At 73.9% G+C, this 21625-nt stretch carries 19 protein-coding genes; 12 read left to right on the forward strand and 7 right to left on the reverse strand.

From position 1 onward, the window contains the following. Nucleotides 1-80: 80 nt before the first annotated feature. Nucleotides 81-1064, reverse strand: a complete 984-nt coding sequence (locus ACFO3Q_RS00705) for a 2-hydroxyacid dehydrogenase (RefSeq protein WP_377002609.1) — start codon at nucleotides 1062-1064, stop codon at nucleotides 81-83. A 97-nt stretch (nucleotides 1065-1161) separates the two neighbouring features. On the opposite strand from ACFO3Q_RS00705, the gene prmA reads away from it, so the two are divergent. From prmA to ACFO3Q_RS00730, 5 genes are all read left to right on the forward strand, one after another. Further along, entirely contained in the window at nucleotides 1162-2088 is a 927-nt protein-coding gene (gene prmA, locus ACFO3Q_RS00710) for a 50S ribosomal protein L11 methyltransferase (RefSeq protein ID WP_377002610.1), read from the forward strand. 18 nt (nucleotides 2089-2106) lie between these two features. Next, nucleotides 2107-2694: a DUF3426 domain-containing protein gene (locus ACFO3Q_RS00715; RefSeq protein ID WP_377002611.1), complete on the forward strand. Its 588-nt coding sequence runs from the start codon at nucleotides 2107-2109 to the stop codon at nucleotides 2692-2694. 378 nt (nucleotides 2695-3072) lie between these two features. After that, entirely contained in the window at nucleotides 3073-3375 is a 303-nt protein-coding gene (gene fis / locus ACFO3Q_RS00720) for a DNA-binding transcriptional regulator Fis (RefSeq protein ID WP_377002613.1), read from the forward strand. A 79-nt stretch (nucleotides 3376-3454) separates the two neighbouring features. Next, a complete protein-coding gene (gene purH, locus ACFO3Q_RS00725) occupies nucleotides 3455-5041 on the forward strand; it encodes a bifunctional phosphoribosylaminoimidazolecarboxamide formyltransferase/IMP cyclohydrolase (RefSeq protein ID WP_377002614.1) in 1587 nt (528 codons plus the stop codon). Nucleotides 5042-5132: 91 nt separating this feature from the next. Continuing rightward, complete coding sequence (locus ACFO3Q_RS00730; RefSeq protein ID WP_377002615.1) at nucleotides 5133-6218, forward strand: calcium/sodium antiporter; 1086 nt, start codon at nucleotides 5133-5135, stop codon at nucleotides 6216-6218. Between the two features lie 4 nt (nucleotides 6219-6222). Here ACFO3Q_RS00730 and ubiM read toward each other — a convergent pair whose 3' ends face one another. Continuing rightward, nucleotides 6223-7461, reverse strand: coding sequence for a 5-demethoxyubiquinol-8 5-hydroxylase UbiM (ubiM, locus tag ACFO3Q_RS00735; RefSeq protein ID WP_377002616.1), 1239 nt, complete (start codon nucleotides 7459-7461; stop codon nucleotides 6223-6225). Between the two features lie 204 nt (nucleotides 7462-7665). Between ubiM and ACFO3Q_RS00740 the strand changes: the two genes are divergently transcribed. From ACFO3Q_RS00740 to ACFO3Q_RS00765, 6 genes are all read left to right on the forward strand, one after another. Next, entirely contained in the window at nucleotides 7666-8190 is a 525-nt protein-coding gene (locus ACFO3Q_RS00740) for an RNA polymerase sigma factor (protein ID WP_377002617.1), read from the forward strand. Further along, the gene (locus ACFO3Q_RS00745) at nucleotides 8187-9233 is read left to right on the forward strand and encodes a FecR family protein (RefSeq protein WP_377002619.1); all 1047 of its coding nucleotides are present in this window, start codon (nucleotides 8187-8189) and stop codon (nucleotides 9231-9233) included. Before ACFO3Q_RS00740 ends, ACFO3Q_RS00745 begins: the two co-directional genes overlap by 4 nt. A 105-nt stretch (nucleotides 9234-9338) precedes the next feature. Next, nucleotides 9339-12230, forward strand: a complete 2892-nt coding sequence (locus tag ACFO3Q_RS00750; RefSeq protein ID WP_377002621.1) for a TonB-dependent receptor — start codon at nucleotides 9339-9341, stop codon at nucleotides 12228-12230. 73 nt (nucleotides 12231-12303) lie between these two features. Then, nucleotides 12304-13599: a jacalin-like lectin gene (locus ACFO3Q_RS00755; protein ID WP_377002622.1), complete on the forward strand. Its 1296-nt coding sequence runs from the start codon at nucleotides 12304-12306 to the stop codon at nucleotides 13597-13599. A gap of 93 nt (nucleotides 13600-13692) precedes the next feature. Then, nucleotides 13693-14976, forward strand: coding sequence for a phosphoribosylamine--glycine ligase (gene purD / locus ACFO3Q_RS00760; protein ID WP_377002624.1), 1284 nt, complete (start codon nucleotides 13693-13695; stop codon nucleotides 14974-14976). 64 nt (nucleotides 14977-15040) lie between these two features. Beyond that, nucleotides 15041-15709 (forward strand): 1-acyl-sn-glycerol-3-phosphate acyltransferase, encoded by a 669-nt coding sequence (locus ACFO3Q_RS00765; protein ID WP_377002625.1) that lies wholly within the window; start codon nucleotides 15041-15043, stop codon nucleotides 15707-15709. Nucleotides 15710-15727: 18 nt separating this feature from the next. Here ACFO3Q_RS00765 and ACFO3Q_RS00770 read toward each other — a convergent pair whose 3' ends face one another. The 5 genes from ACFO3Q_RS00770 to ACFO3Q_RS00790 form a co-directional block, all read right to left on the reverse strand. Continuing rightward, nucleotides 15728-16642 (reverse strand): hypothetical protein, encoded by a 915-nt coding sequence (locus ACFO3Q_RS00770; RefSeq protein WP_377002627.1) that lies wholly within the window; start codon nucleotides 16640-16642, stop codon nucleotides 15728-15730. A gap of 112 nt (nucleotides 16643-16754) precedes the next feature. After that, entirely contained in the window at nucleotides 16755-17672 is a 918-nt protein-coding gene (gene nudC / locus ACFO3Q_RS00775; protein WP_377002628.1) for an NAD(+) diphosphatase, read from the reverse strand. Continuing rightward, nucleotides 17669-18028 carry an iron-sulfur cluster insertion protein ErpA gene (erpA, locus tag ACFO3Q_RS00780; protein ID WP_377002629.1) on the reverse strand — a complete coding sequence of 120 codons (360 nt, stop codon included), beginning with the start codon at nucleotides 18026-18028 and terminating at the stop codon, nucleotides 17669-17671. The genes nudC and erpA overlap by 4 nt, the downstream gene beginning before the upstream one ends. 55 nt (nucleotides 18029-18083) lie before the next feature. Next, nucleotides 18084-18533: a bactofilin family protein gene (locus tag ACFO3Q_RS00785; RefSeq protein WP_377002631.1), complete on the reverse strand. Its 450-nt coding sequence runs from the start codon at nucleotides 18531-18533 to the stop codon at nucleotides 18084-18086. Nucleotides 18534-18537: 4 nt separating this feature from the next. Then, entirely contained in the window at nucleotides 18538-19278 is a 741-nt protein-coding gene (locus ACFO3Q_RS00790) for a DUF6776 family protein (protein ID WP_377002633.1), read from the reverse strand. Nucleotides 19279-19504: 226 nt separating this feature from the next. On the opposite strand from ACFO3Q_RS00790, the gene ACFO3Q_RS00795 reads away from it, so the two are divergent. Further along, the gene (locus tag ACFO3Q_RS00795) at nucleotides 19505-21589 is read left to right on the forward strand and encodes an EAL domain-containing protein (RefSeq protein ID WP_377002635.1); all 2085 of its coding nucleotides are present in this window, start codon (nucleotides 19505-19507) and stop codon (nucleotides 21587-21589) included. Nucleotides 21590-21625: the final 36 nt, after the last annotated feature.

Here is a 21625-nt window from a genome sequence, read left to right on the forward strand (position 1 = left end):
GCCGCCCCTCCTCGTCCACTCGCCTCTCGCTCCTCTCCACTCACTCCTCGCCCTTCGCCCCTCTCCACCCGCGCCTCGCTTCAGACGGCGTTGACCAGGCGCCCCTCGCGCCACGCTGCGACGTTGTCCAGCGTGGTGCGGGCGATGGCGTCCAGGGCCTCGTGGGTCAGGAAGCCCTGGTGGGCGGTCACGACGACGTTGGGGAAGGTCAGCAGCCGCGCGAGCACGTCGTCCTGCAGCGGCCGGTCGCTCAGGTCCTCGAAGAACACCGCCTCCTCCTCCTCGTACACGTCGATGCCCAGGTAGCCGAGCGCGCCGGACTTCAGCGCCTGGATCACCGCGCGGGTATCGACCAGCGCGCCGCGGCCGGTGTTGACGAGCATGGCGCCGGGCTTCATCGCCGCCAGCCGCGCCGCATCGACCAGGTGCCGGGTGCCCGGGGTCAGCGGGCAGTGCAGGCTCACGATGTCGGCGTCGGGGAAGAGGCGGTCCAGCGCGACGTATTCCACGCCGGCCTCGACCAGGGCCGGGTCCGCCACCGGGTCGAAGGCGAGCACGCGACAGCCGAAGCCGAGCATGATGCGCGCGAACACCGCGCCGATCTGCCCGGTGCCGACCACGCCCACGGTCTTGCCGAACAGGTCGAAGCCGGTCAGCCCGCGCAGCGAGAAATCGCCTTCCCGCGTGCGGTTGTAGGCGCGCGGGATGCGCCGGGTCAGGGCGAGGATCAGCGCCACGGCGTGCTCGGCCACGGCGTGGGGCGAATACGCCGGCACCCGCACCACCGGCAGCCCCAGCGCGCGCGCGGCGTCCAGGTCCACGTGGTTGAAGCCCGCCGAGCGCAGGGCGATCAGCCGCGTCCCGCCGGCGGCGAGTCCTTCGAGCACCGTCCGGTCGAGGCGGTCGTTCACGAAGGCGCAGACCACCTCGGCGCCGGACGCGAGCGCGACCGTGTCCGGGCCGAGCCGCGCAGGCTGGTAGACCAGGTCCACTGCGTAGTCCGCGGCGACGGCGTCGAACGCCTCGCGGTCGTACGGCTGGGCACTGAAGAGGATGATGCGCACGGCAGGCTCCTTTGCGTGGCGCCGGCGGGTAGGCGGCGCGGGCGGACTAGAATGCACAGGATGCCCGTCACGGGCGGATCGACGCCACGTACGCGCCATGCCCTATCTCGAACTCAGCCTGCCCTGCACCGACGTCAGCCAGCCGCGCCTCGAAGCGGCCCTGGAGGACCTGGGCGCCCTCGCGGTCACCCTCACCGACGCGCACGCCGACGCGCCGGACGAGCAGGCGATCTTCGAGCCCGGCGTCGGCGAGCAGCCGCTGTGGGGCGAGATGCGCCTGACCGCGCTGTTCCCCGAGGGCAGCGACGGCGACCTCCTCCTCGCCGCGCTGGAGTCCTTCGATGCCGGCCTCGACCTCGGCGGCGCCGCCTTCCGCGTCGTCGAGGACCAGGACTGGGAGCGCGCCTGGCTCGACCAGTTCCACCCGCTGTCCTTCGGCCGGCGCACGCACATCGTGCCCTGGAACCAGGACCTGCCCGAGGCCGCGCGCGACGCGGACGCGGCGGTGGTGCGGCTCGACCCGGGCCTGGCCTTCGGTTCGGGCACCCATCCGACCACGGCGCTGTGCCTGGAATGGCTGGATGGCCTCGACCTCGCCGGCCGCGAGGTGCTCGACTTCGGCTGCGGCTCCGGCATCCTCGCCGTCGCCGCGCTCAAGCTCGGCGCCGCGCGCGCCGACGCGATCGACAACGACCCCCAGGCCATCCTCGCCACCGACGACAACGCCGCGCGCAACGACGTGGCCGACCGGCTCCGCGCCTGGCTGCCGGAGGACGCGCCGCAGCGCGACTACCCGGTCGTGGTCGCCAACATCCTCGCCTCGGCGCTCGACCTGCTCGCGCCCCAGCTCGCCGCGCGGACCGCGCCCGGCGGCAGGATCGCGCTGTCCGGGATCCTCGCAGGCCAGGAGGACGAACTGCTGGCCCGCTACGCCGCGTGGTTCGACGCGCTCGAGGTCGCGCGGCGCGAGGACTGGATCCGCATCGCCGGCGTGCGCCGCGCCGCGAACGCCGCGACCGGCTGACGTAGACTCGCCGCCAGCATGGCATCCGACCGCGCCCCCGCCGACGACGCCCACGCCCAGGGCGTGCTGTTCGAGGCCCCGCCCGAGGCGGACCCGGCGCCACCGCCGCGCTTCGCCCGCGTGCGCGCGGTGGCGCCGCATCGCGCCGGCTGGCGCTGGTGGCTGGCCGCCGGGCTCCTGCTGCCCCTGCTGGTGGCGCAGTCGGTCCTCGCCGACCGCCAGCGGCTGGCGGCCGACGCGCGCTGGCGGCCCGCGCTCGAACGCATCTGCGCAACGCTGGGCTGCTCGCTCCGGCCGTGGCATGCGCCGCAGCAGTTCAGCCTGACCTCGCGCGACGTCCGCCCCCACCCATCGGTGCCCGACGCGCTGCTGATCACCGCGAGCTTCCGCAACGACGCGCGCTTCGAGCAGGACTGGCCGCTGCTCGAACTGCGCATGTCCGACCTCGACGGGCAGGTCGTCGCGCAGCGCCGCTTCACCCCGCGCGAGTACCTCGGCGCGCAGCCGCCGCGGCCGACGCTCGCGCCGCGACAGTCGGCCAGCCTGACCATCGAGGTGGTGGATCCGGGCAGCGCCGCGGTCGCCTTCGAGTTCGCCTTCCTCTAGAGCGTGTCGTGCCCTTTGGGGTGAGTGCGACGCGGTCTGGGGTGCGCTGGGACAAGGCGCCGCCAGCGCAGGCTGGCCGCCTGGGCAAGGCGCGCAACGCCGTATCGGCGTGCCCCGGGCCGCTTCCCTCCGGGTGGGCCGCCAGCGGCACGGAGCCGGCGCCGCACCGCTGACGGCCCACGCATCTCATCTCGAAGGGCACAGCACGCTCCAGCCGGAGGAGGCGGAGCGGCAGCCTCCGGCGGTGCGGAATTCTCCGTCCCGACGGTGGCATGCGCGCGCGCGATGGGTTTAGACTCGTTCCCCCGCCGGCCGTCGGCCTGCGGGTGTCCACCCGCGACGCTTCGTGTCGCCGTTGCACCGGAGTTGCCCGATCCCGTGACCGCCCAACCCGCTCAACGTGCCCACAACGGCGCGGATGGTTCCGCGTCCCATGCGAACGCCGCCGCCGGCCAGTCGTCGCTGCGCGACTACGTCGCCCTGGCGGTCGGGCGCTACCTGAGCGACATGGACGACCACGACATCGACGACCTCTACGAGATCGTCCTGCGCGAGGTCGAGGCGCCGCTGTTCGCCGAGGTCATGCGCCATACCGACGGCAACCAGAGCCGCGCCGCGGCCACCCTCGGCATCAACCGCGCGACCCTGCGCAAGAAGCTCAGGCTCTACGGGCTGGGCTGAGGCCGCAGCCGTCCCCGGCGCCCGGAGGCGCCGCAGCGGCGGCGTATAATTCCGGGCTTTCTCCGCGAAGGCCCCGCCCATGTCCGCTGACCGCCGCGCGATCCGCCGCGCGCTCCTTTCCGTGTCCGACAAGACCGGCCTGATCGACCTGGCCCGCGCGCTGTCCGCGCGCGGGGTCGAGCTGCTCTCCACCGGCGGCACCGCCAGGGCGATCCGCGAGGCCGGGCTGGCTGTCAGGGACGTCTCGGAGGTCACCGGCTTCCCCGAGATGATGGACGGACGGGTCAAGACCCTGCACCCGCTGGTGCACGGCGGTCTGCTCGGCCGCGCGGGCACCGACGATGCGGTGATGGCCGAGCACGGCATCGCGCCGATCGACCTGCTGGTGCTGAACCTGTACCCGTTCGAGCAGGTCACCGCGCGCGCCGACTGCACCCTGGCCGAGGCCGTGGAGAACATCGACATCGGCGGCCCGGCGATGCTGCGCTCGGCGGCCAAGAACTTCGCGCGGGTGGCGGTGGCGACCTCGCCCGACCAGTACCCCGGCCTGCTCGCCGAACTGGACGCCCACGACGGCACGCTGTCGGCGGCCACGCGCTTCGCGCTGTCGGTGGCCGCGTTCAATCGCGTCGCGCAGTACGACGCGGCGATCGGCAACTACCTGTCGGCGATCACCGACACGTCGGGCGACGTGCCCGTGCGCAGCGCGTTTTCCGCCCAGGCCAACGGCAACTTCGTCAAGGTCATGGACCTGCGCTACGGCGAGAACCCGCACCAGCAGGCCGCGTTCTACCGCGACCTGTACCCGGCGCCGGGCTCGCTGGCGACCTTCGAGCAGTTGCAGGGCAAGGAGCTGTCGTACAACAACATCGCCGACAGCGACGCGGCGTGGGAATGCGTGCGCCAGTTCGACGCGCCGGCCTGCGTGATCGTCAAGCACGCCAACCCGTGCGGCGTGGCGGTGGGCGCGGGCTGCGGCGATGCCTACGAACTGGCCTACGCCACCGACCCGACCAGCGCCTTCGGCGGCATCATCGCCTTCAACCGCACGCTGGACGCGGCCACCGCCAAGGCGATCCTGGACCGGCAGTTCGTCGAGGTGCTGATCGCGCCGGACTACGAGCCCGGCGCGCTGGAATACGCCACGAAGAAGGCCAACGTGCGCGTGCTGCGCATCCCGCTGGCACCGGCGTCGACGGGCTTCATCGACACCAAGCGCGTCGGCTCGGGCCTGCTGATGCAGACCGCCGACGATCGCGTGGTCACGCGCGACGAGCTGAAGGTGGTCACGAAGCTGGCGCCGACCGAGGCCCAGTTCGCCGACCTGCTGTTCGCATGGAAGGTGGCCAAGTTCGTCAAGTCCAACGCGATCGTCTACGCCAGGGACAGCCGCACCGTCGGCGTCGGCGCCGGGCAGATGAGCCGCGTGTACTCGGCGCGCATCGCCGGCATCAAGGCGGCCGACGCCGGCCTGGTGGTGGAAGGCTCGGTGATGGCCTCGGACGCCTTCTTCCCGTTCCGCGACGGCATCGACGCGGCCGCCGAGGCCGGCATCAAGGCGGTGATCCAGCCCGGCGGCTCGATGCGCGACGCCGAGGTGATCGCCGCGGCCGACGAGCACGGCATCGCGATGGTGTTCACCGGGGTGCGCCACTTCAGGCACTGACCGCGGGCCGCCCACGGCATCGTGACGCGGCATCCCCTATGAAGCGCGGCGGGCGGACCTCGCCCGCCGCGTCCGGACGCTCCGAGCCCTCATGACCGCCCTTCTCCTCATCGCCGGGCTCGTCGCCCTCCTCATCGGTGCCGAAGGACTGGTGCGCGGCGCCTCGCGCCTCGCCGCCGCCACCGGCCTCTCGCCACTGGTGATCGGCCTCACCGTGGTCGCCTTCGGCACCAGCGCGCCCGAGCTGGCGGTGGGCCTGGACGCGGTGCACCGCGGCTCCGCCGACATCGCCATCGGCAACGTGGTGGGCAGCAACATCACCAACGTGCTGCTGATCCTGGGCCTGAGCGCCCTGGTTGCGCCGCTGGTGGTCTCGCGCCAGCTGGTGCGCCTGGACGTCCCGGTGATGATCGGCTGCTCCGTGCTGGTGCTGCTGCTCGCCTACAACGGCACGATCAGCCGCGGCGAGGGCGTGGGCCTGGCGCTGGCGGCGGTGGTCTATCTGGCGTGGCTGATCCGCATCGGCCGCAAGGGCGGCGATGGGGGCGGCGACGAGGGCGAGGACCTCGCGGTGGAGGCACCGCGGACGCCGGCGCGCTGGGCCATCGACATCCTCATGGTGCTCGGCGGCCTCGGGCTGCTGATCCTCGGCGCGCGCTGGATGGTCGGCGCGGCGGTCACCATCGCGCAGGCGCTGGGCCTGAGCGAACTGGTGATCGGCCTGACCGTCATCGCGGTCGGCACCTCGCTGCCGGAGATCGCGACCTCGGTGCTCGCCACGATCCGCGGGCAGCGCGACCTCGCGGTCGGCAACGTGGTCGGCAGCAACGTGCTCAACCTGCTGATCGTGCTGGGCATCACCGCCGCGTTCTCGCCGGCGGGCATCCCGGTCGGGCCCGCGGCCATCCACTTCGACCTGCCGGTCATGGTGGCGGTGGCCGTGGCCTGCCTGCCGATCTTCTTCACCGGCCACTGCATCCAGCGCTGGGAAGGCGCGGTGTTCCTCGGCTACTACGTCGCCTACACCGCCTACCTGCTGCTGCAGGCGACCCACCACGACGCACTGCCCGCCTTCAGCGCGGTGATGATGTACTTCGTGCTGCCGCTGACCGTGCTGACGCTCGCGGCGGCGGTCGTGCGCGCGCTCCGCGACCGCCGCAGCGGCGCCTGCGCCTGACCCCTCAACCGTCGCGCGGCACCTGGGTCAGGTGCCGTGCCAGCGCCCGGCGGAACGGCGCCATCCGCGCCGCGCCGCGCACCGCCAGATCGCGCAGCAGGCGCGCGGGCGCGCGCGTGTCGGTGTAGAGCGAGGCCACCAGGTTGGTCGCCAGGAACAGCGGCAGGGTCGCCCGGCGGTGCTCCGCGGCGTAGGCGGCCAGCAGCGCCGGCGCGCCGACGTCGCCCCCTGCACGATGCGCGGCCACGACGCGCCGGGCCAGCCGCGCCTGTCCCTGCAGGCCGAAGTTGAAGCCGTGCGCGGTGACCGGGTGCATGCCCACGGCCGCATCGCCCACGAGGGCCGCGCGCGGCGCGTCGAAGCGGTCGGCGTAGACGCCCACCAGCGGATAGGCATGGCAAGGACCGAGCGGGCGCATGTCGCCGAACCGGCCGTGGAAGCGCGCGGTCAGCGCCGCGCCCAGGGCCTCGCCCTCCAGCGCGGACAGGGCCGCGGCGGCCTCGTGCGGGAGGGTCAGCACCGCGGACGCGCGCTGCCCGGACAGCGGGAGCAGCGCCAGCGTCTGGCCGTAGTCGAACCACTCCCAGGCCACGTCCTCGTGCGGCCGCGCCAGCGCCACCCGGCACAGCACCATGCTGCGCCCGAAGTCGCGCATCCGCGCGCCGATGCCGAGCTGGCGGCGGGTGGCGGAGAAGCGGCTGTCGGCGGCGACCAGCAGCGGGGCGCGCAGCACGCGCCCGTCCTCCAGCCGGACCTGGCGGAGGCCGCCCTCCAACGTCGCATCCGCCACCCGGCAGCCGTCCAGGACGCGCACGCGCGGGCAGGCGGCGACGGCCTCCCATGCGGCGGCGCGGATGCGATGGTTGGGCACGAGCCAGCCGAGCTGCTCCGCGCCGGTGCCGCCGGCGCCGACCCGCAGGCGGGCGCCGTCGGGGCCGTCGAGCACCTGCGCATCGCGCAGCGGATGGATGTCGTCCTGCGGCAGCCGCTCCCAGATGCCCAGCCCCTCGAGCAGGGCGCGCGAGGCATGGGTCAGCGCGATCTCGCGCCCGTCCGGCGCCGGTTCGGCAAGCGCGGCCGCGGCCTGCGCCTCGACGACCAGCACCTCCAGGCCCGCCGAGCCGAGCGCCGCGGCCAGGCTCAGGCCTGCGGGCCCGGCACCCACCACGACGACCTCCGCCGAGCAGGCGCCGGCGTCCGGCGCGGCTCCGTCGGCGACCCGGGGCGATGCGGCTGCGCTCATGCTGGAAACCTGCGGTGGATGGCGGGCCTCCCAGTCTCCGGATGCCCGCGCGCCTGCCAATGATCCAGGTCATTGCAACGGCGCGCGCGGGCGCGGCGATGGCGACACCTGCCCCCCACCGCGAGCACCGCCGCACGGGCGTGCGTCACCGTCATGCAACCCTGTCGCCTTACCCTGCCTGGCTTCTCCGGGGGGAGCCCACCTGTGGCCGGCAGCGGCAAAGCGGGATTCGCGCGCATGTTCGCCGAGCACCGAGCCACCCTGCGCGGCTTCTTCACGCGCCGCGGGGGCGGGGAGGATGCCGACGACCTCGTGCAGGAGGCCTACCTCCGCCTGCTGCGCGCGTGGCAGGGACGCGGAGAAGCCATCGCCGCGCCCGAGGCCTACCTCTACACCGTGGCGCTCAACCTCGCGCGCGAGCAGGCGGTGAAGCGCAGGGCCTCGCCGCTGGGCCAGGAAGAGCTCGAACGGCTGGCGACGGTGCTCGGCAGCGACGCCTGTGCGGAACAGGAGGCCGAGCGCGCGCAGCGCCGCCGCCGTATCCTCGCGCTGCTCGCGGGCCTGCCGGAGCGCACCCGCACGGTGCTGGTGATGCAGTACCGCGACGGCCTGAGCTACCGGCAGATCGGCGAGCGCCTGGGCATTTCCACCCATGCGGTCAAGAAGCACGTGGTGCGGGGGCTGTCCGAGTGCCGGCGGGCGATGGCCGACGAAGAGGACGCATGGTGAGCAGGGATCCCGATCACGACCGAGAGGCGACCACCCGCGCCGCCGCGCACTGGCACGCGCTGCACCGCGAAGGCGCGCTCTCGCCGGCACAGCACGCGGAGTTCGCGCGCTGGCTGACCGCCTCGCCCCGCCACCTGCGCGAGTACTTGGCGATCTCGCACCTCGCCGGGGAGCTCGGGCTGGCGCTGCGCGAGGCCGCGACCGGGCACGATGCCGCCCCCGCACAGGCCGGCAAGGTCGTGTCCCTGCGTCCGCCGCGGCCCGCGGCACCGCCCGCATCGCGGCCGCCGCGCCGACGCCTGCGGCAGGGCCTGCGCGCGCTCGCCGCGACGGCGGCCTGCGCCGCGGCCCTGCTGTGGGCGTGGCCGCGCAGCTACACCTATGCCAGCCCGCACGGCGAACACCTTGCCGTCCAGTTGCCCGACCGCAGTCGCGTCCACCTGGATTCCGGCACCGAGCTGCGGGTGACGCTGGACCCGCTGCGCCGGAAGGTGGAACTGCGGCGCGGCCGCGCTTCCTTCGAGGTCGCGGAACAGCGACGGCCCTTCGTGGTGGAGGCCGGCGGCCTGCGCGTGCGGGACATCGGCACCACCTTCGACGTCGACCTGCGCGCGCACGAGACCCGCATCGCGGTGCTCGAAGGCCGGGTGCAGGTCTGGAATCCGGGCAGCGCCGACGCCGCCCCCGGCCTGTTGGCCGACCTCGGCGCCGGCCAGCGGGCGCGGGTCGCGCACGCCGACCGGCAGGTGGAGACGCGCACCGAGGACGCGGGCACGATGACGGCCTGGATGCGCGGCGAGCTGGTCTTCCTCGACGAACCGCTGGCGGACGTCGCGGAAGCGCTCAACCGGCACAACACCCGGCGCATCGCAGTGGAGGACGCCTCGGCGGCGGCGCTGCGCCTGAGCGGCCGCCTGCAGGTCTCCGACCTCGACTCCTTCGGCGACTTCCTCGCCGCGCAGCCGACCCTGCACGTCGTCGTCGGCGAGGACGAGATCCGCGTGGGCAGCGCCCCGGCGCAGGCCGGCGCTCCGTCGCTGTAAGGAAAAATTCATCGAAAACCGGTGCCCGATCCGCGCCCGGAAGACTCGTAGATCGGACACGGCATGCAGACGCGCCGTGTCCGCCTCCCTTCTTCCGGATCTTCCATGCGCAGACAACTGGCACTCGCCATCGCCCTCGCCCTTCCCTCCGCGTTCTCCGGCCACGCCGATGCGGCGCCGCCGGAGGCGGTCGCGGCCGCCATCCCGGCCCAGCCGCTGGACCAGGCGCTCGCCGCCTTCGCCCGCGACAGCGGCCTGCAGCTCGTCTACGCCGCGGAGCTTGCGGCCGGACGGCAGACCCGCGGAACGCCCGCCGGGCTGCCGCCGCAGGAGGCCCTGGAGCGGCTGCTGGCCGGCACCGGCCTGACCTACCGCTACATCAACGCGCGCACCGTCACCATCCAGCCCGCGGCCGCACCCGACGCCGGCGCGGCGCCGACGATGCCGGCGCAGTCGGATGCGCGTCCGGCCATGGCGCCGATCCACGAGCTGGACCGCATCGAGGTCCTCGGCAGCTACGCCGGCGCGCTGAGCGCGGCGCTCGCCGAGAAGCGCTATGCCGACAGCGTGGTCGATGCCATCGCGGCCGAGGACATCGGCAAGCTGCCGGCGCAGAACGTGGCCGAGGCCCTGCAGCGCATCCCCGGCGTGACCATCGAGCGCGACCGCGGCGAAGGCGTGTACGTGCGCGTGCGCGGCCTCGGGCCCGGCTTCCAGGTGACCACGCTCAACGGCCAGACCATGGCGGTCAACGAGAACGTGCGCACCTCCGGGCAGACCGGCCGCCAGTTCCGCTACGACAGCCTGCCGGCGGAGCTCGTCTCCGGCCTCGAAGTGGTCAAGAGCCCCACCGCCGCGATGGACGAGGGCGCCATCGGCGGCATCGTCAACGTGCGCACCTTCCGCCCGCTGGAGCTGGGGCGCAGCCTGTTCAGCGGCTCGGCCGAGCTGAGCCGGGCCCAGAAGGCGGGCGAGAACGACCCGCGCGTGTCCGGCCTGTTCAACTGGGTCAGCGACGACCGCCGCTTCGGCGCGCTGCTCTCCGCGGCCTACGCCGAGCGCAGCCTGCGCCAGGACCGCGTGACCGAGGTCGGCTGGGACCATCACGCCGACGGCGTGCCCGGCGTCGCGGGCGCCTACTACGCGCCGACCGGCATCCGTCCGACGCTGGAGCTGGAGGAACGTGAGCGCGTCGGAGCCGCCGCCGCCCTGCAATGGCGGCCGACGGAGGCGCTCGAGATCGGGCTGGATGCGCTGTACACGCGGCAGACGGTGCACTACGACGAATACACCCTCGGCGTCGGCGGCTGGAACCCGGCGGCCATGCGCAACATCGTCGTCGAGGACGGCGCGATCCGGTCGTTCGATTACGACACGGGCCAGGTGCAGGTCTCGCGCGAGACCTCGGGCATCACCGACGAGAACCGCGCGCTGCGCCTCAACGCCACCTGGCGCGGCGAGCGATGGACGCTGGGCGCGACCGCCTTCGACGCGCGCGCGAAGAGCTGGGACTCCGATCCCATCCGCCGCACGCGCCTGCGCACCGGCAGCAACGTCGGCATGCACGTGGCGATGCCGCGCTCCTCCGGGCGCAACGTGCCGGACTGGGTCTTCACCGGCGGCTACGATCCGGACGCGCCCGAGGCGACGCCCGGGCGCCGCCTGGAATGGCGCCAGATCGACGCACTGGACCGCGAGTCCGCCCTGCAGTTCGACGCCGAGCGCGGCCTGGACCACGCCTTCTTCAGCGACATCAGGGCGGGCGTGAAATTCCGCGAGCGCGCGCGCGACTACGACCGCGCCGACCTCATCCTCAACGACGGCATCGCCGGCACGCTCTTCCCCGCCGACCACTTCACCCGCCTGCCGGTCAGCGACCTGCTCTCCGGCGCGCGCGGCAACCTGCCCACCTCGTGGCTGGCGCCGATCGAGCCGCGCTTCTGGGGCGACTGGCCGAACGCCGCCGACCTCGCCGGCACGCCGGGCGCGGCCGACCTGCAGAACTCCTACCGGGTCGAGGAGGACATCGGCGCCGCCTACCTGATGGCGGGCATCGGCAGCACGCTCGCCGGGCGCGAGCTGCGCGGCAACCTGGGCGTGCGCGTCGTGCGCACCCGCCAGGTGACTCTCGGCCACGCGGACGTGGACGGTGCGGCGGAAGCGGTGCGCTTCTCGCAGCGCTACGACGACGTGCTGCCCTCGCTCAACCTCGCCTGGAGCCTGGACGACGACATGCTGCTGCGCGCGGCCGCAGCCCGCGTGATCACCCGCCCGGACCTGACCGACCTCTCCTCCAAGCTCACCTTCAACTCCAGCGGCGAGATCCTCACCGCCAGCGGCGGCAACCCGGCGCTCCGGCCCTTCGAGGCCAACCAGTACGACCTGACCTGGGAGTGGTACATCGACCGCGCCTCCGCGCTCGTCGCCGGCCTGTTCTACAAGGACATCGGCACCTTCATCCAGACGCAGCTGTCGAACCTGGAGTACGGCGGCCAGACCTACCTCCTGTCCTCCAAGGTCAACGGCAGCAACGCGAGCGTGCGCGGCGTGGAACTCGCGTGGCAGCAGGTCTTCGACACCCTGCCCGCGCCCTTCGACGGCCTCGGCATGCAGGTCAACTACACCTGGACGGACAGCAGGGCCGACTACGTGGACGGCGGGCGCCGCTTCAGCGACCGGCTGGAAGGCGTCGCGCAGAACACCGTCAACCTGGTGGGCTTCTACGAGAAGGGGCCGTTCGCGGCGCGGCTCAGCTACAACTGGCACGACGACATCGTGCAGGCGGTGGGCACCGCGGACGTCGCGACCAGCAACGTCGCCCGCTTCGGAAGCCTGGACGGCAACGTCTCCTGGCGCTTCGGCGAGCGGCTCTCGCTGTACCTCAACGCCATCAACCTGACCGGGCAACGCCAGCGCCTGTACGTCGGCGACGACCTGTTCGCCGGCTACACCGACTACGGCCGCAGCGTGTCGCTCGGCCTGCGCGGTCGCTTCTGACGCTCCACCGCTCCCCCGGCGCGCGCCCCGGGGGAGCGCGCCTCCTCATCCACCCACGCAAGAGGCCACACCCATGCTCAAGCGCATCCTCGCGACCTGCGGCTTCGCCCTCGTCCTCGCCCTGCCGCACACGGCACCGGCGGAGGAGTCCGGCGTGCTCGACGTGCTCACCTACAACATCGCCGGCCTGCCCGAAGGGCTCTCCAGCGGCAATCCTTCGCTCCACACGCCGTTGATCGCACGCAGGCTCTCGCCCTACGACATCGTCCACGTCCAGGAGGACTTCAACTACCACGCCGCGCTGTACGCCGGGAACGACCATCCCTACCGCACGCCGACAAGCGGCGGCGCGGCCTTCGGCGACGGCCTCAACACCCTCAGCCACCACCCCTTCAGCGACTTCCAGCGGATCAGGTGGAACCGCTGCAACGGCACCGACTGCCTGACCCCGAAGGGCTTCACCTACATGCGCGTGCGCCTGGGCGAAGGCGTGTTCCTTGACCTGTACAACGCGCATCCCAACGCCGGGGTCACCGATGCGGACCTCGCCGCGCGCCGCGACAACATCGCCCAGCTCTCGCGCTTCATCCAGGACTGGTCGGCAGGCAATCCGGTGCTGGTGATGATGGATTCGAACACGCGCTACACCCGCAGCGGCGACAACCTGCGCACCCTGCTCGACGACAACGGCCTGCGCGACCCGTGGGTCGAACTCGTCAAGGGGACACGGCCGGCGCTGGGCGCGGACGCGCTGCTGTGCGGCACGCCGCCGACGGACGACTGCGAGGTCGTCGACAAGATCCTCTACCGCGACGCCCGCAACCTCGTGCTCGTCGCGGACGAGTACCGCCTCGACGATCCCGACTTCTACGACGACCGCGGCCGCCCGCTCTCCGACCACTATCCGGTCTTCACCCGCTTCGGCTGGGCAACGGTTGACGACGTGCGCCTGAGCGACCTGTTCGGCGGCCCGCACGGCACGCCCTTCAACGACCTCGCCTCGCCGCACCTCGGCCGCCCGGTCCGGACGCTGACGCTGCGCGGCGGCGCGCGCCTCGACGGCATCGCCGTCACCCTCGACAACGGCGTCCGGCTGGCCCACGGCGGCAGCGGCGGCAGCGCACGCAGCCTTGACCTGCTGCCCGGCGAGAAACTGGTCTCCGCCACGCTGACCCTGGGCCAGCGCAACGGCCGCACGCGGGTGTTCTCCGCGGACCTCGTCACCAGCCACGGCCGCCGCCTGCAGGCCGGCACCCCGACCGGCGAGGTCCACACCCTCACCGCGCCCGAGGGCTGGCACATCGCCGGCTTCACCGGTCGCGCCGGCGACGAGATCGACAAGCTGGGCGCGATCTACATGCCGGACTGAGCCTCCTCCATCCGTCGCGCCGCGGCACCGGCGCGACGGATGGAGGGGCGCGCGCCTAGAATGCGCGTCCCTTACTCGACTCGGGATGTGCGCGTGAAGCTGATGGTGATCGGTTCCGGAGGACGCGAGCACGCACTGGCGTGGAAGCTCGCGCAGTCGCCGCGCGTGGACGAGGTGCTGGTCGCGCCCGGCAACGCCGGCACCGCGCGGGAGCCGCGCTGCCGCAACGTGCCGGTGCGCGCCGACGACATCGACGCCCTGCTCGCGCTGGCGCAGGCGGAAGCCGTGGACCTGACCGTGGTCGGCCCCGAGGTTCCGCTGGTCAAGGGCGTGGTCGACCGCTTCCGCGCCGCCGGGCTGCGCGTCTTCGGCCCGACCGCCGCCGCCGCGCAGCTGGAGGGCAGCAAGGCCTTCGCCAAGGACTTCCTTGCCCAGCACCGCATTCCGACCGCGCACTACGCGGTGTTCACCGACACCACCGCCGCGCTCGCGCACCTGCACCAGGTCGGCGCGCCCATCGTCATCAAGGCCGACGGGCTGGCCGCGGGCAAGGGCGTGGTCGTGGCGGCCACGCTGGAGGAGGCCTGCGACGCGGTGCGCGACATGCTGGGCGGCAACGCCTTCGGCGAGGCCGGGGCGCGCGTGGTGATCGAGGAGTTCCTCGAGGGCGAGGAGGCGAGCTTCATCTGCATGGTCGACGGCGCCCACGTGCTGCCGATGGCGACCAGCCAGGACCACAAGCGCGTGGGCGACGGCGACACCGGCCCGAACACCGGCGGCATGGGCGCCTACTCGCCGGCGCCGGTGGTGACGCCGGAGGTGCATGCGCGCGTGCTGCGCGAGGTGGTCGAGCCGACCGTGCGCGGCATGGCGGCCGACGGCGTGCCCTTCACCGGCTTCCTGTACGCGGGACTGATGATCGACGCGCAGGGCGCGCCGAAGGTCATCGAGTTCAATGTGCGCTTCGGCGACCCGGAGACGCAGCCGGTCATGCTGCGCCTGAAGTCCGACCTGCTGGAGCTCGTCGAGGCCGCCCTCGACGGGCGCCTCGACACGGTGACGGCCGACTGGGATCCGCGCCCCGCGCTGGGCGTGGTGATGGCGGCGCGCAACTACCCGGGCACCCCCGACACCGGCGACGCCATCTCGGGCCTGGACGCGCCGGTGCCGGCGGACAGCAGGGTCTTCCACGCCGGCACCCGGCTCGACGAGGACGGCCGCGTGCTGACCGCGGGCGGGCGCGTGCTGACCGTCTGCGCGCTCGGCGAGGACATCGCCGCGGCGCAGCGCGCGGCGTACGCCGCGGTGGGGCGGATCGGCTGGGCGGGCGCGTTCCATCGCAGCGACATCGGCTGGCGCGCCATCGCCCGCGGCTGAGGCCGCGTCGCGCCGGGGCGCGGGGCGCCTGCTACGCTCCGCGCCAGCCCCACGAGGACCCGGCGTGGCCCCATCCCAGCCCGCGCTGCACCGCATGGGCCGTCGTCCCGCCCTGCTGCTCCAGCACCTGCTGCGCGCCCTGAGCGGGCTCGCGGTCGGCCTGCTCTACCGGGTCCGCTCGCGCGGACTCGATGCCCTGCCCGATCGGGGCCCGGCCCTGGTGGTCGCCAACCACGTGAGCTTCGTGGACCCGCTGCTGCTGCTCGGCGCCATCCGGCGCCCGGTGCGCTTCGTGATGGACCACCGGATCTACCGCATCCCGGTGCTCAACCCACTGTTCCGCGCCGCCCGCTGCATCCCCATCGCCAGCGCGAAGGAGGACGCCGTCCTGATGGAGCACGCCTTCGCGACGGTGGCACGCGCACTCGCCGACGGCGAGGTCGTGGGCATCTTCCCCGAGGGCGGACTCACCCGCGACGGCGACATCGCGCCGTTCCGGCCGGGGGTGGAGCGCATCCTCGCGGCGAACCCGGTCCCGGTGCTGCCGGTCGCCCTGCGTGGGCTGTGGGGCAGCATGTGGAGCCGCCGGGACTCCGCCCTCCACCGGATGCGCCTGCCGCGGCGCTTCCGCGCACGCGTCGAGATCGTCGCCGGCGCCCTGCTGCCGCCGCAGGCCTGCAGCGCCGGGTCGCTGGAAGCCGAGGTGCGCCGCCTGCGCGGCGACGCGTCCTGAGGCGGGGCCTGCGTCGCCTCAGGCCACCCAGCCGGCAATGACCAGCAGGGCCAGCACGGCCAGCCATGCCAGCAGCACGCGCCAGGCCAGGCTCATGGCGTCGCGCAGCCGGGCACGCCCGCAGGCCGCCTCGAAGGCGTCCGGCGCGAGCGTCGCACCCTCCTCGCAGGCGCCGTCGGCGCTCAGCTCCACGCGGACGGTGGCGCGACCGGCGGCGTAGAGGAAACCCGGCTCGAGGCGGACCGGGCCCGCGTGCCAGTCGCGCCATGCGCCGATCACCGCGTCGAAGTCGGCCACGAGGGCGAGGGTCAGCGTCACCAGTTGCGCAGCCGGCCAGTCGAGGATGCGGCGCGCGACGAGGGCCGCGTCGGCGACGCCCGGTGGAAGGTCGGCGCGCGGCACGGCTTCCGCGGCCGTGGCGATCAGGCGGTAGCCCAGCGCGCCGAACGGTCCCAGCAGCAGGAACCACAGCAGCACGCCGAACCAGCGGACCAGCGCGGCACGGAAGACGAGATCCACCGCCTGCTCGCCCACCACCTCGGCGCCCGCCCGCTCCGGCGCCAGCGCGGCCAGGGCCATGCGCCGGCCGGCGGTGTCGGGAGCCGCCACCGCGGCGGACACGTCGCGGTCGAGGTCCCGCGGGCCCCAGGCGTAGAAGAGCACCAGGAAGGAGAACAGCGCGGCGACGAAACCGCCCTCCAGGGCGCCCTGCAGCAGCGCCAGCAGGAGCAGCGGGGGCGCCGTCAGCGCCAGCAGGCCGAGCCAGCCGGCCGCGGGCGATACCGGCTCCAGCGGGTCGCGGTCGGCCCGCAGCCGCTCCGCCAGCCAGCTCGACCACGCCGCGAACCAGCGCATGCTGCGCAGCGCCGGACTGGAGGGCACGAGGTAGGAGACGACCAGGGCGGCGACGAGGGCGATCAGGGCGACGGACATGCACGGACACCGGAGTCGGGTTCCGGCGATTCTAGGCCCGTGAAGACGCCGTGCGTCGCCCGGCGCGCGTCATCCGCGTCGGGACGGCGCGCATCCCGACGTGCGCGACGCGCTAGAGCGCATCGGGCGGAACGCCCCGCTCCGCCAGCCAGTCGTCGATCAGGCGCCGCGAGATGGAGAGCCTCGGCGAGAGCTGCAGGGCACCGGCGCCAACCTCGCGCCGGATGGCCTCGGCGGAGAACCAGCGCACGTCCTCCAGCTCGGCGCCGCAGCGCGGAGCCGCCGGGCCCGCCTCGGCGCGGAAGCCCACCATCAGCGACGCCGGGAACGGCCACGGCTGCGAGGCGACGTAGCGGCACGCCTCGACCGCGATGCAGGCCTCCTCCATCACCTCGCGCCGCACTGCGTCCTCCAGCGACTCGCCGGGCTCGACGAAGCCGGCGATCACCGAGTAGCGGCCCGCGGGCCAGCTCGCCTGGCGGCCGAGCAGCAGGCGCTCGCCGTCGGTCACGGCGACGATGATCGCGGCGTCCGTCCTCGGGTACCAGGTGCTGCCGCAGGCCGCGCAGCCGGCCTGGTGGCCGCCGCGCGAGAAGGTCAGCGGGCCGCCGCAGACTCCGCAGAAGCGCTTGCGCGCCTGCCAGTGCAGCAGGGCCCGCGCGTGCGCGAACAGGCGGGCGTCGATCTCGCTGAAGCTGGCCGCGGCGGTACGCAGGTCCGCCCGGACGGCGGCGTCGGGAACGCCGAAGCCCGCGGCCTCGGCCTCGCGCAGCGACAGCGCGAAGCAGAAGACGGCACCGTCCAGGCCGAGGAAGCTGGCGCGGGCGAAGGCCGCCTCGCCCAGGTCCCCGCCGCGCAGCGGCCAGGGCGCGCCGCCGTCGGCGGTGGCCAGCATGTCGCCGGCGGCATCCACCAGCAGGACGCGGGCGTCGGGCCAGGCGCGCTCCAGGGCGGCCGCGTCGTCCCGCAGGCCGTCGGCCCGGTCGGGCGCCGGCCCGACGAAGGCGAACGGGGCCGTGCGCGGGCTCACACGGAGAACGAGCTGCCGCAGCCGCAGGTGGTCTTGGCGTTCGGATTGCGGATGACGAACTGCGCGCCGGTCAGGCTCTCCGTGTAGTCCACCTCGGCGCCCATCAGGTACTGGAGGCTCAGCGGATCGACGAGGAGGGTGACGCCGTCGGTCGCGATGGCGAGGTCGTCCTCGGCACGCTCCTCGTCGAACGTGAAGCCGTACTGGAAGCCCGAGCAGCCGCCACCGCTGATGTAGACGCGCAGGTTGAGGGCGTCGTTGCCCTCTTCCTGGATGAGTTCGCGCACCTTGGCCGCCGCTGCTGCGGTGAAGGCCAGGGGCGCAGCGAGGTCCTGGTAGCCGGGAGTCGTGGTCATGGCGCCCATATGGGGGAAGCGCGGCGCGGAATCAATCCCCGCGCCGCAGCGGCGCTCAGCCGGCCGCCGTCTCGGCCTCGGCCTCCACGGGCGCGGCCGCCCCCTCCGCCTGCCCCGAGGGGCCGGTCAGCGCAGCGACCGCCGCGGTGTGGATCAGGCGCCCGCTCAGGGTCGCGCCGGCCGCCATCTCCACCACCCGGTAGTGCACGTTGCCCTCGACCCGGGCGCTGGGCGTCATCTCCACGCGCGTGTCGGCGTGCACGTCGCCGCGCAGCTGGCCGCTGACGACCACGGTCGGCGCACGCACCTCGCCCTCGACCAGGCCGTGGGTGGCGATGGTCAGCACCGCGTCCTCGTCCTCGGCGGTGATCGCGCCGTGCACCCGCCCCTCGATGTAGAGGCAGCCGCGGAAGGCGATGTCGCCCCGCAGCACCACGCCCGACCCGATCAGCGTATCCACCTGCGGCGCGGTGCCGCGCGGTCCCCGTCGCTTGTCCCCGAACATCCTTTCAGTCTCCTTGCGCATCGTCCGCGCCATTGGGGGCCTCCCACGGGAAGGCCCGTTCCACGTTGCCTGCCCCCTCGGCGCGCAGGCGCACGATCAGGCGACGCGGGGTGAAATCCTCGGGCAGCAGCAGGCTGCCTTCGAGCTGCTGGAAATACCGGAACGAGAACGGCTGCGGCGACGCGGACGTCTCCTGCAGCAGATCGTCCCAGGAGAGCGTGGCCATGCGGCCGTCGCGGGTGCCCTCGACCTGGACCGTCAGGCTGCCGCGGGTCACCGCGCCGCGATTGAGGTTCTGGGTCAGGGTGACGACGTAGCGCCAGGTGCCGTCGGCGTCGCGCCGCAGGTCGAGGTTGTGGACGGTCAGCCCCTGGCGGGGGCCGGTGCCGCCCACCAGGCGCTCGTAGAAGGCCACGTCGGCGCGCAGCGCGGCGATCTCCTCGTCGCGCCGCGCGAGGGTCTCCTGCAGCTGCACGTTGGCGGCGCGGCTGATCTCGTCGGAGCGGCGCAGCGTCGCGATCCGCTGGCGGAGGGCCTGGATGTCCTCGCCCGCCTCGTCGGCATCGGCCGGGGCCGCCGCGACGGTCCCGGCGTCGCCCGGCGCGCGCGTCGCGCCGCCCAGGCTCCAGGCGAGGATCAGGGACACCACCCACGCCAGCGCCAGCGCGCCCACCAGCGCGCCCCGGCGGCTCCGGGCCGGGACGACCCGGAACTTGGCGTTGGCGGCTGGGCGGGGATCGCTCATGCGGGAGGAATCGGGCGCGAGCGCGGAGAACGCTCCGGTATAACGCCCGCTCCGGCCGAGCGTCAAGGAAACCGGGCCGGGATTCCAACCCGCCGCGCAGTTCGGCGCGGCCATGGAGGGCGCGGACGCCCCGCACGCCGCGCCGTTCGCGGAGCGCGCAGGGCACGTATGCGACACTTTCGCCGCGCGCCGGCAGGCACGGCGCGCCCATCCGAAGGAAGAACCGATGTCCGAACGCGAGCTGACCCGACTCGCCGAACTCCGCCAGGCCTACCTGCGCCACCTCCCCCAGCGCCTGCAGGCGCTCGCCGCGCGCCTCAGGCGCTACACGGACCACGGCTGGGACGTGGCGGGGCTGGCCCTTCTCCACGAGGACATCCAGCGCCTGGCCGGCGCCAGCGGGCGCTACGGGCTGGTGGACGCCAGCGAACGCCTGCTCGCGGTCGAAGGCCTGCTGGGCGACCTGCGCCGGCGCAACGCGCTGCCGGATGCCGAGGCGCAGGCGCAGCTGCGCACCCGCATCGACGAGCTGGTGGCGCGCACACCCGCGGACGGCGACGGCACGGCCGCGCCCTCCGCAGTGGCCGCGGAGACGCCCGCCTCCGCCGGCGGCGAGGCCTCCGCGGCCGGCGCCGCGGTCGAGGGCCCGCCGCCGCGCATCCTCATCGTCGAGGACGACCGCAGCGAGGCGCTCTATGCCGAGGGCATCCTCGGCAACGCCGGCATGCGGACGCAGGTCGTGACCTCGCCCGACACGCTGATCGACGCGCTGACCGACTTCCGCCCCGACCTGGTGCTGATGGACCTGTACATGCCGACCACCGACGGCATGACGCTCACCGCCAGGATCCGGGAGAGCGACGACTTCCTGCACCTGCCCATCGTGTTCCTGTCGGGCGAGTCCGATCCCGACAAGCAGTTCGAGGCGCTCGACGCCGGCGGCGACGACTTCCTCGCCAAGCCGGTGCGCGCGCGCCACCTCATCGCCGCCGTGAACACGCGGGTCCGCCGGGCGCGCGCGCTCGCCCGGCGCAACCAGGCCGCAGCCCCGGTCCGCGACCCGCAGACCGGGCTGTACCAGCGCTGCGCCCTGCTCGAACACATCGACGCGGCGCTCGCGGGGCGCCTGGCCTCGACCGCCAGCGGCGACGGCGGCGTGCTCTTCCTGGAGCTGACCGGCGCCCCGCAGCTGCGCGACCGTGCCGGCGTCCAGGTCTTCGAGCGCATCGCCGACGAGATCGGCCGCGTCGCGACCCGCATCCTCGGCGAACGGCCGGCCACGCGCTGGGGCGACGGCCTGCTGGCCTATTCCGACACCGGCGACGAGTCCGCCCTGCTGGCCCTGGCCGCCACGCTCCGCGACGCCGTCGCCGCGCATCCGCTGCCGGAGGCGGCCGGCCCCGCGCTGCGCGCCACCGTCGGCGTCTGCGCTCTGGCGCACCGCTTTTCCGACCCCGGCTCCCTGCTCGACGCGGTGGAGCGCGCGGCCCGCACCGCGCGCAGCGCGCCAGGCGGGCTCGCCGCGTTCCAGCCGGTGCAGACCGCCGCCGAGGCGCGCGAGAGCGCCCTGCTGGCGCGCATCCGCGAGGCCGTGGACGGCGACGGCTTCGAGCTGATCTACCAGCCCATCGTGGCCGTGGCGGGCGGCGGCCAGCCGCAGTACCAGGCCCTGCTGCGCCTGCGCGAGCTGGACGGCAAGGTGTACCCGGCGGCCGAGGTGGTCCCCCTGGCCGAGCGCTCGGGCCTGCTGCCGGAGATCGACCGCTGGGTCGTCGACCGCGCGCTGCTGGCGATCCGCAGCCGCGCGCAGGGCGGCGAGGCGCCGCACCTGTTCGTGAGCCAGTCGCCGCTGACCCTGGCCGCGGACGACCATGCCGCCTGGATGGAGGCGCGCCTGCGCGAGGGCGACGGCGTCCGCGGCCTGACCATCGACCTCCGGCTCGATGCGGTCATGCCCTATCTCGACCTGGTCGAGGCCTTCTGCCGCCGGCTCGCACCCGCCGGCGTCTGCTTCTGCCTGAGCCAGTTCGAGGCCGGCATCGGCGAGTCCCTGCTGCAGCGCCTGCCCCTGGCCTTCGTGCGCCTGGCGCCGCGCTACGCCGAAGCGGCCCTGAGCACGGGCACGCGCGACGAGCTCAAGCGCCTCATCGACGCCGCACATCAACGCGGCGTGAAGGTCATCGGGCAGCGAGTGGAGGACGCACGCTCTGCGGCTACGCTCTGGATGAGCGGAATCGATTATCTTCAGGGCCATCTGGTCCAGGCGCCGGGCAGCGAACTGGGATTCGATTTTCATCACGCCGTGCTGTAGCGCGCTGCCCGACGCTGCTGCGCCACGGCGCCGCGC

Origin of the sequence: Coralloluteibacterium thermophilum (assembly GCF_042654365.1) — a bacterium.
Taxonomy (GTDB): Bacteria; Pseudomonadota; Gammaproteobacteria; order Xanthomonadales; family Xanthomonadaceae; genus Coralloluteibacterium; species Coralloluteibacterium thermophilum.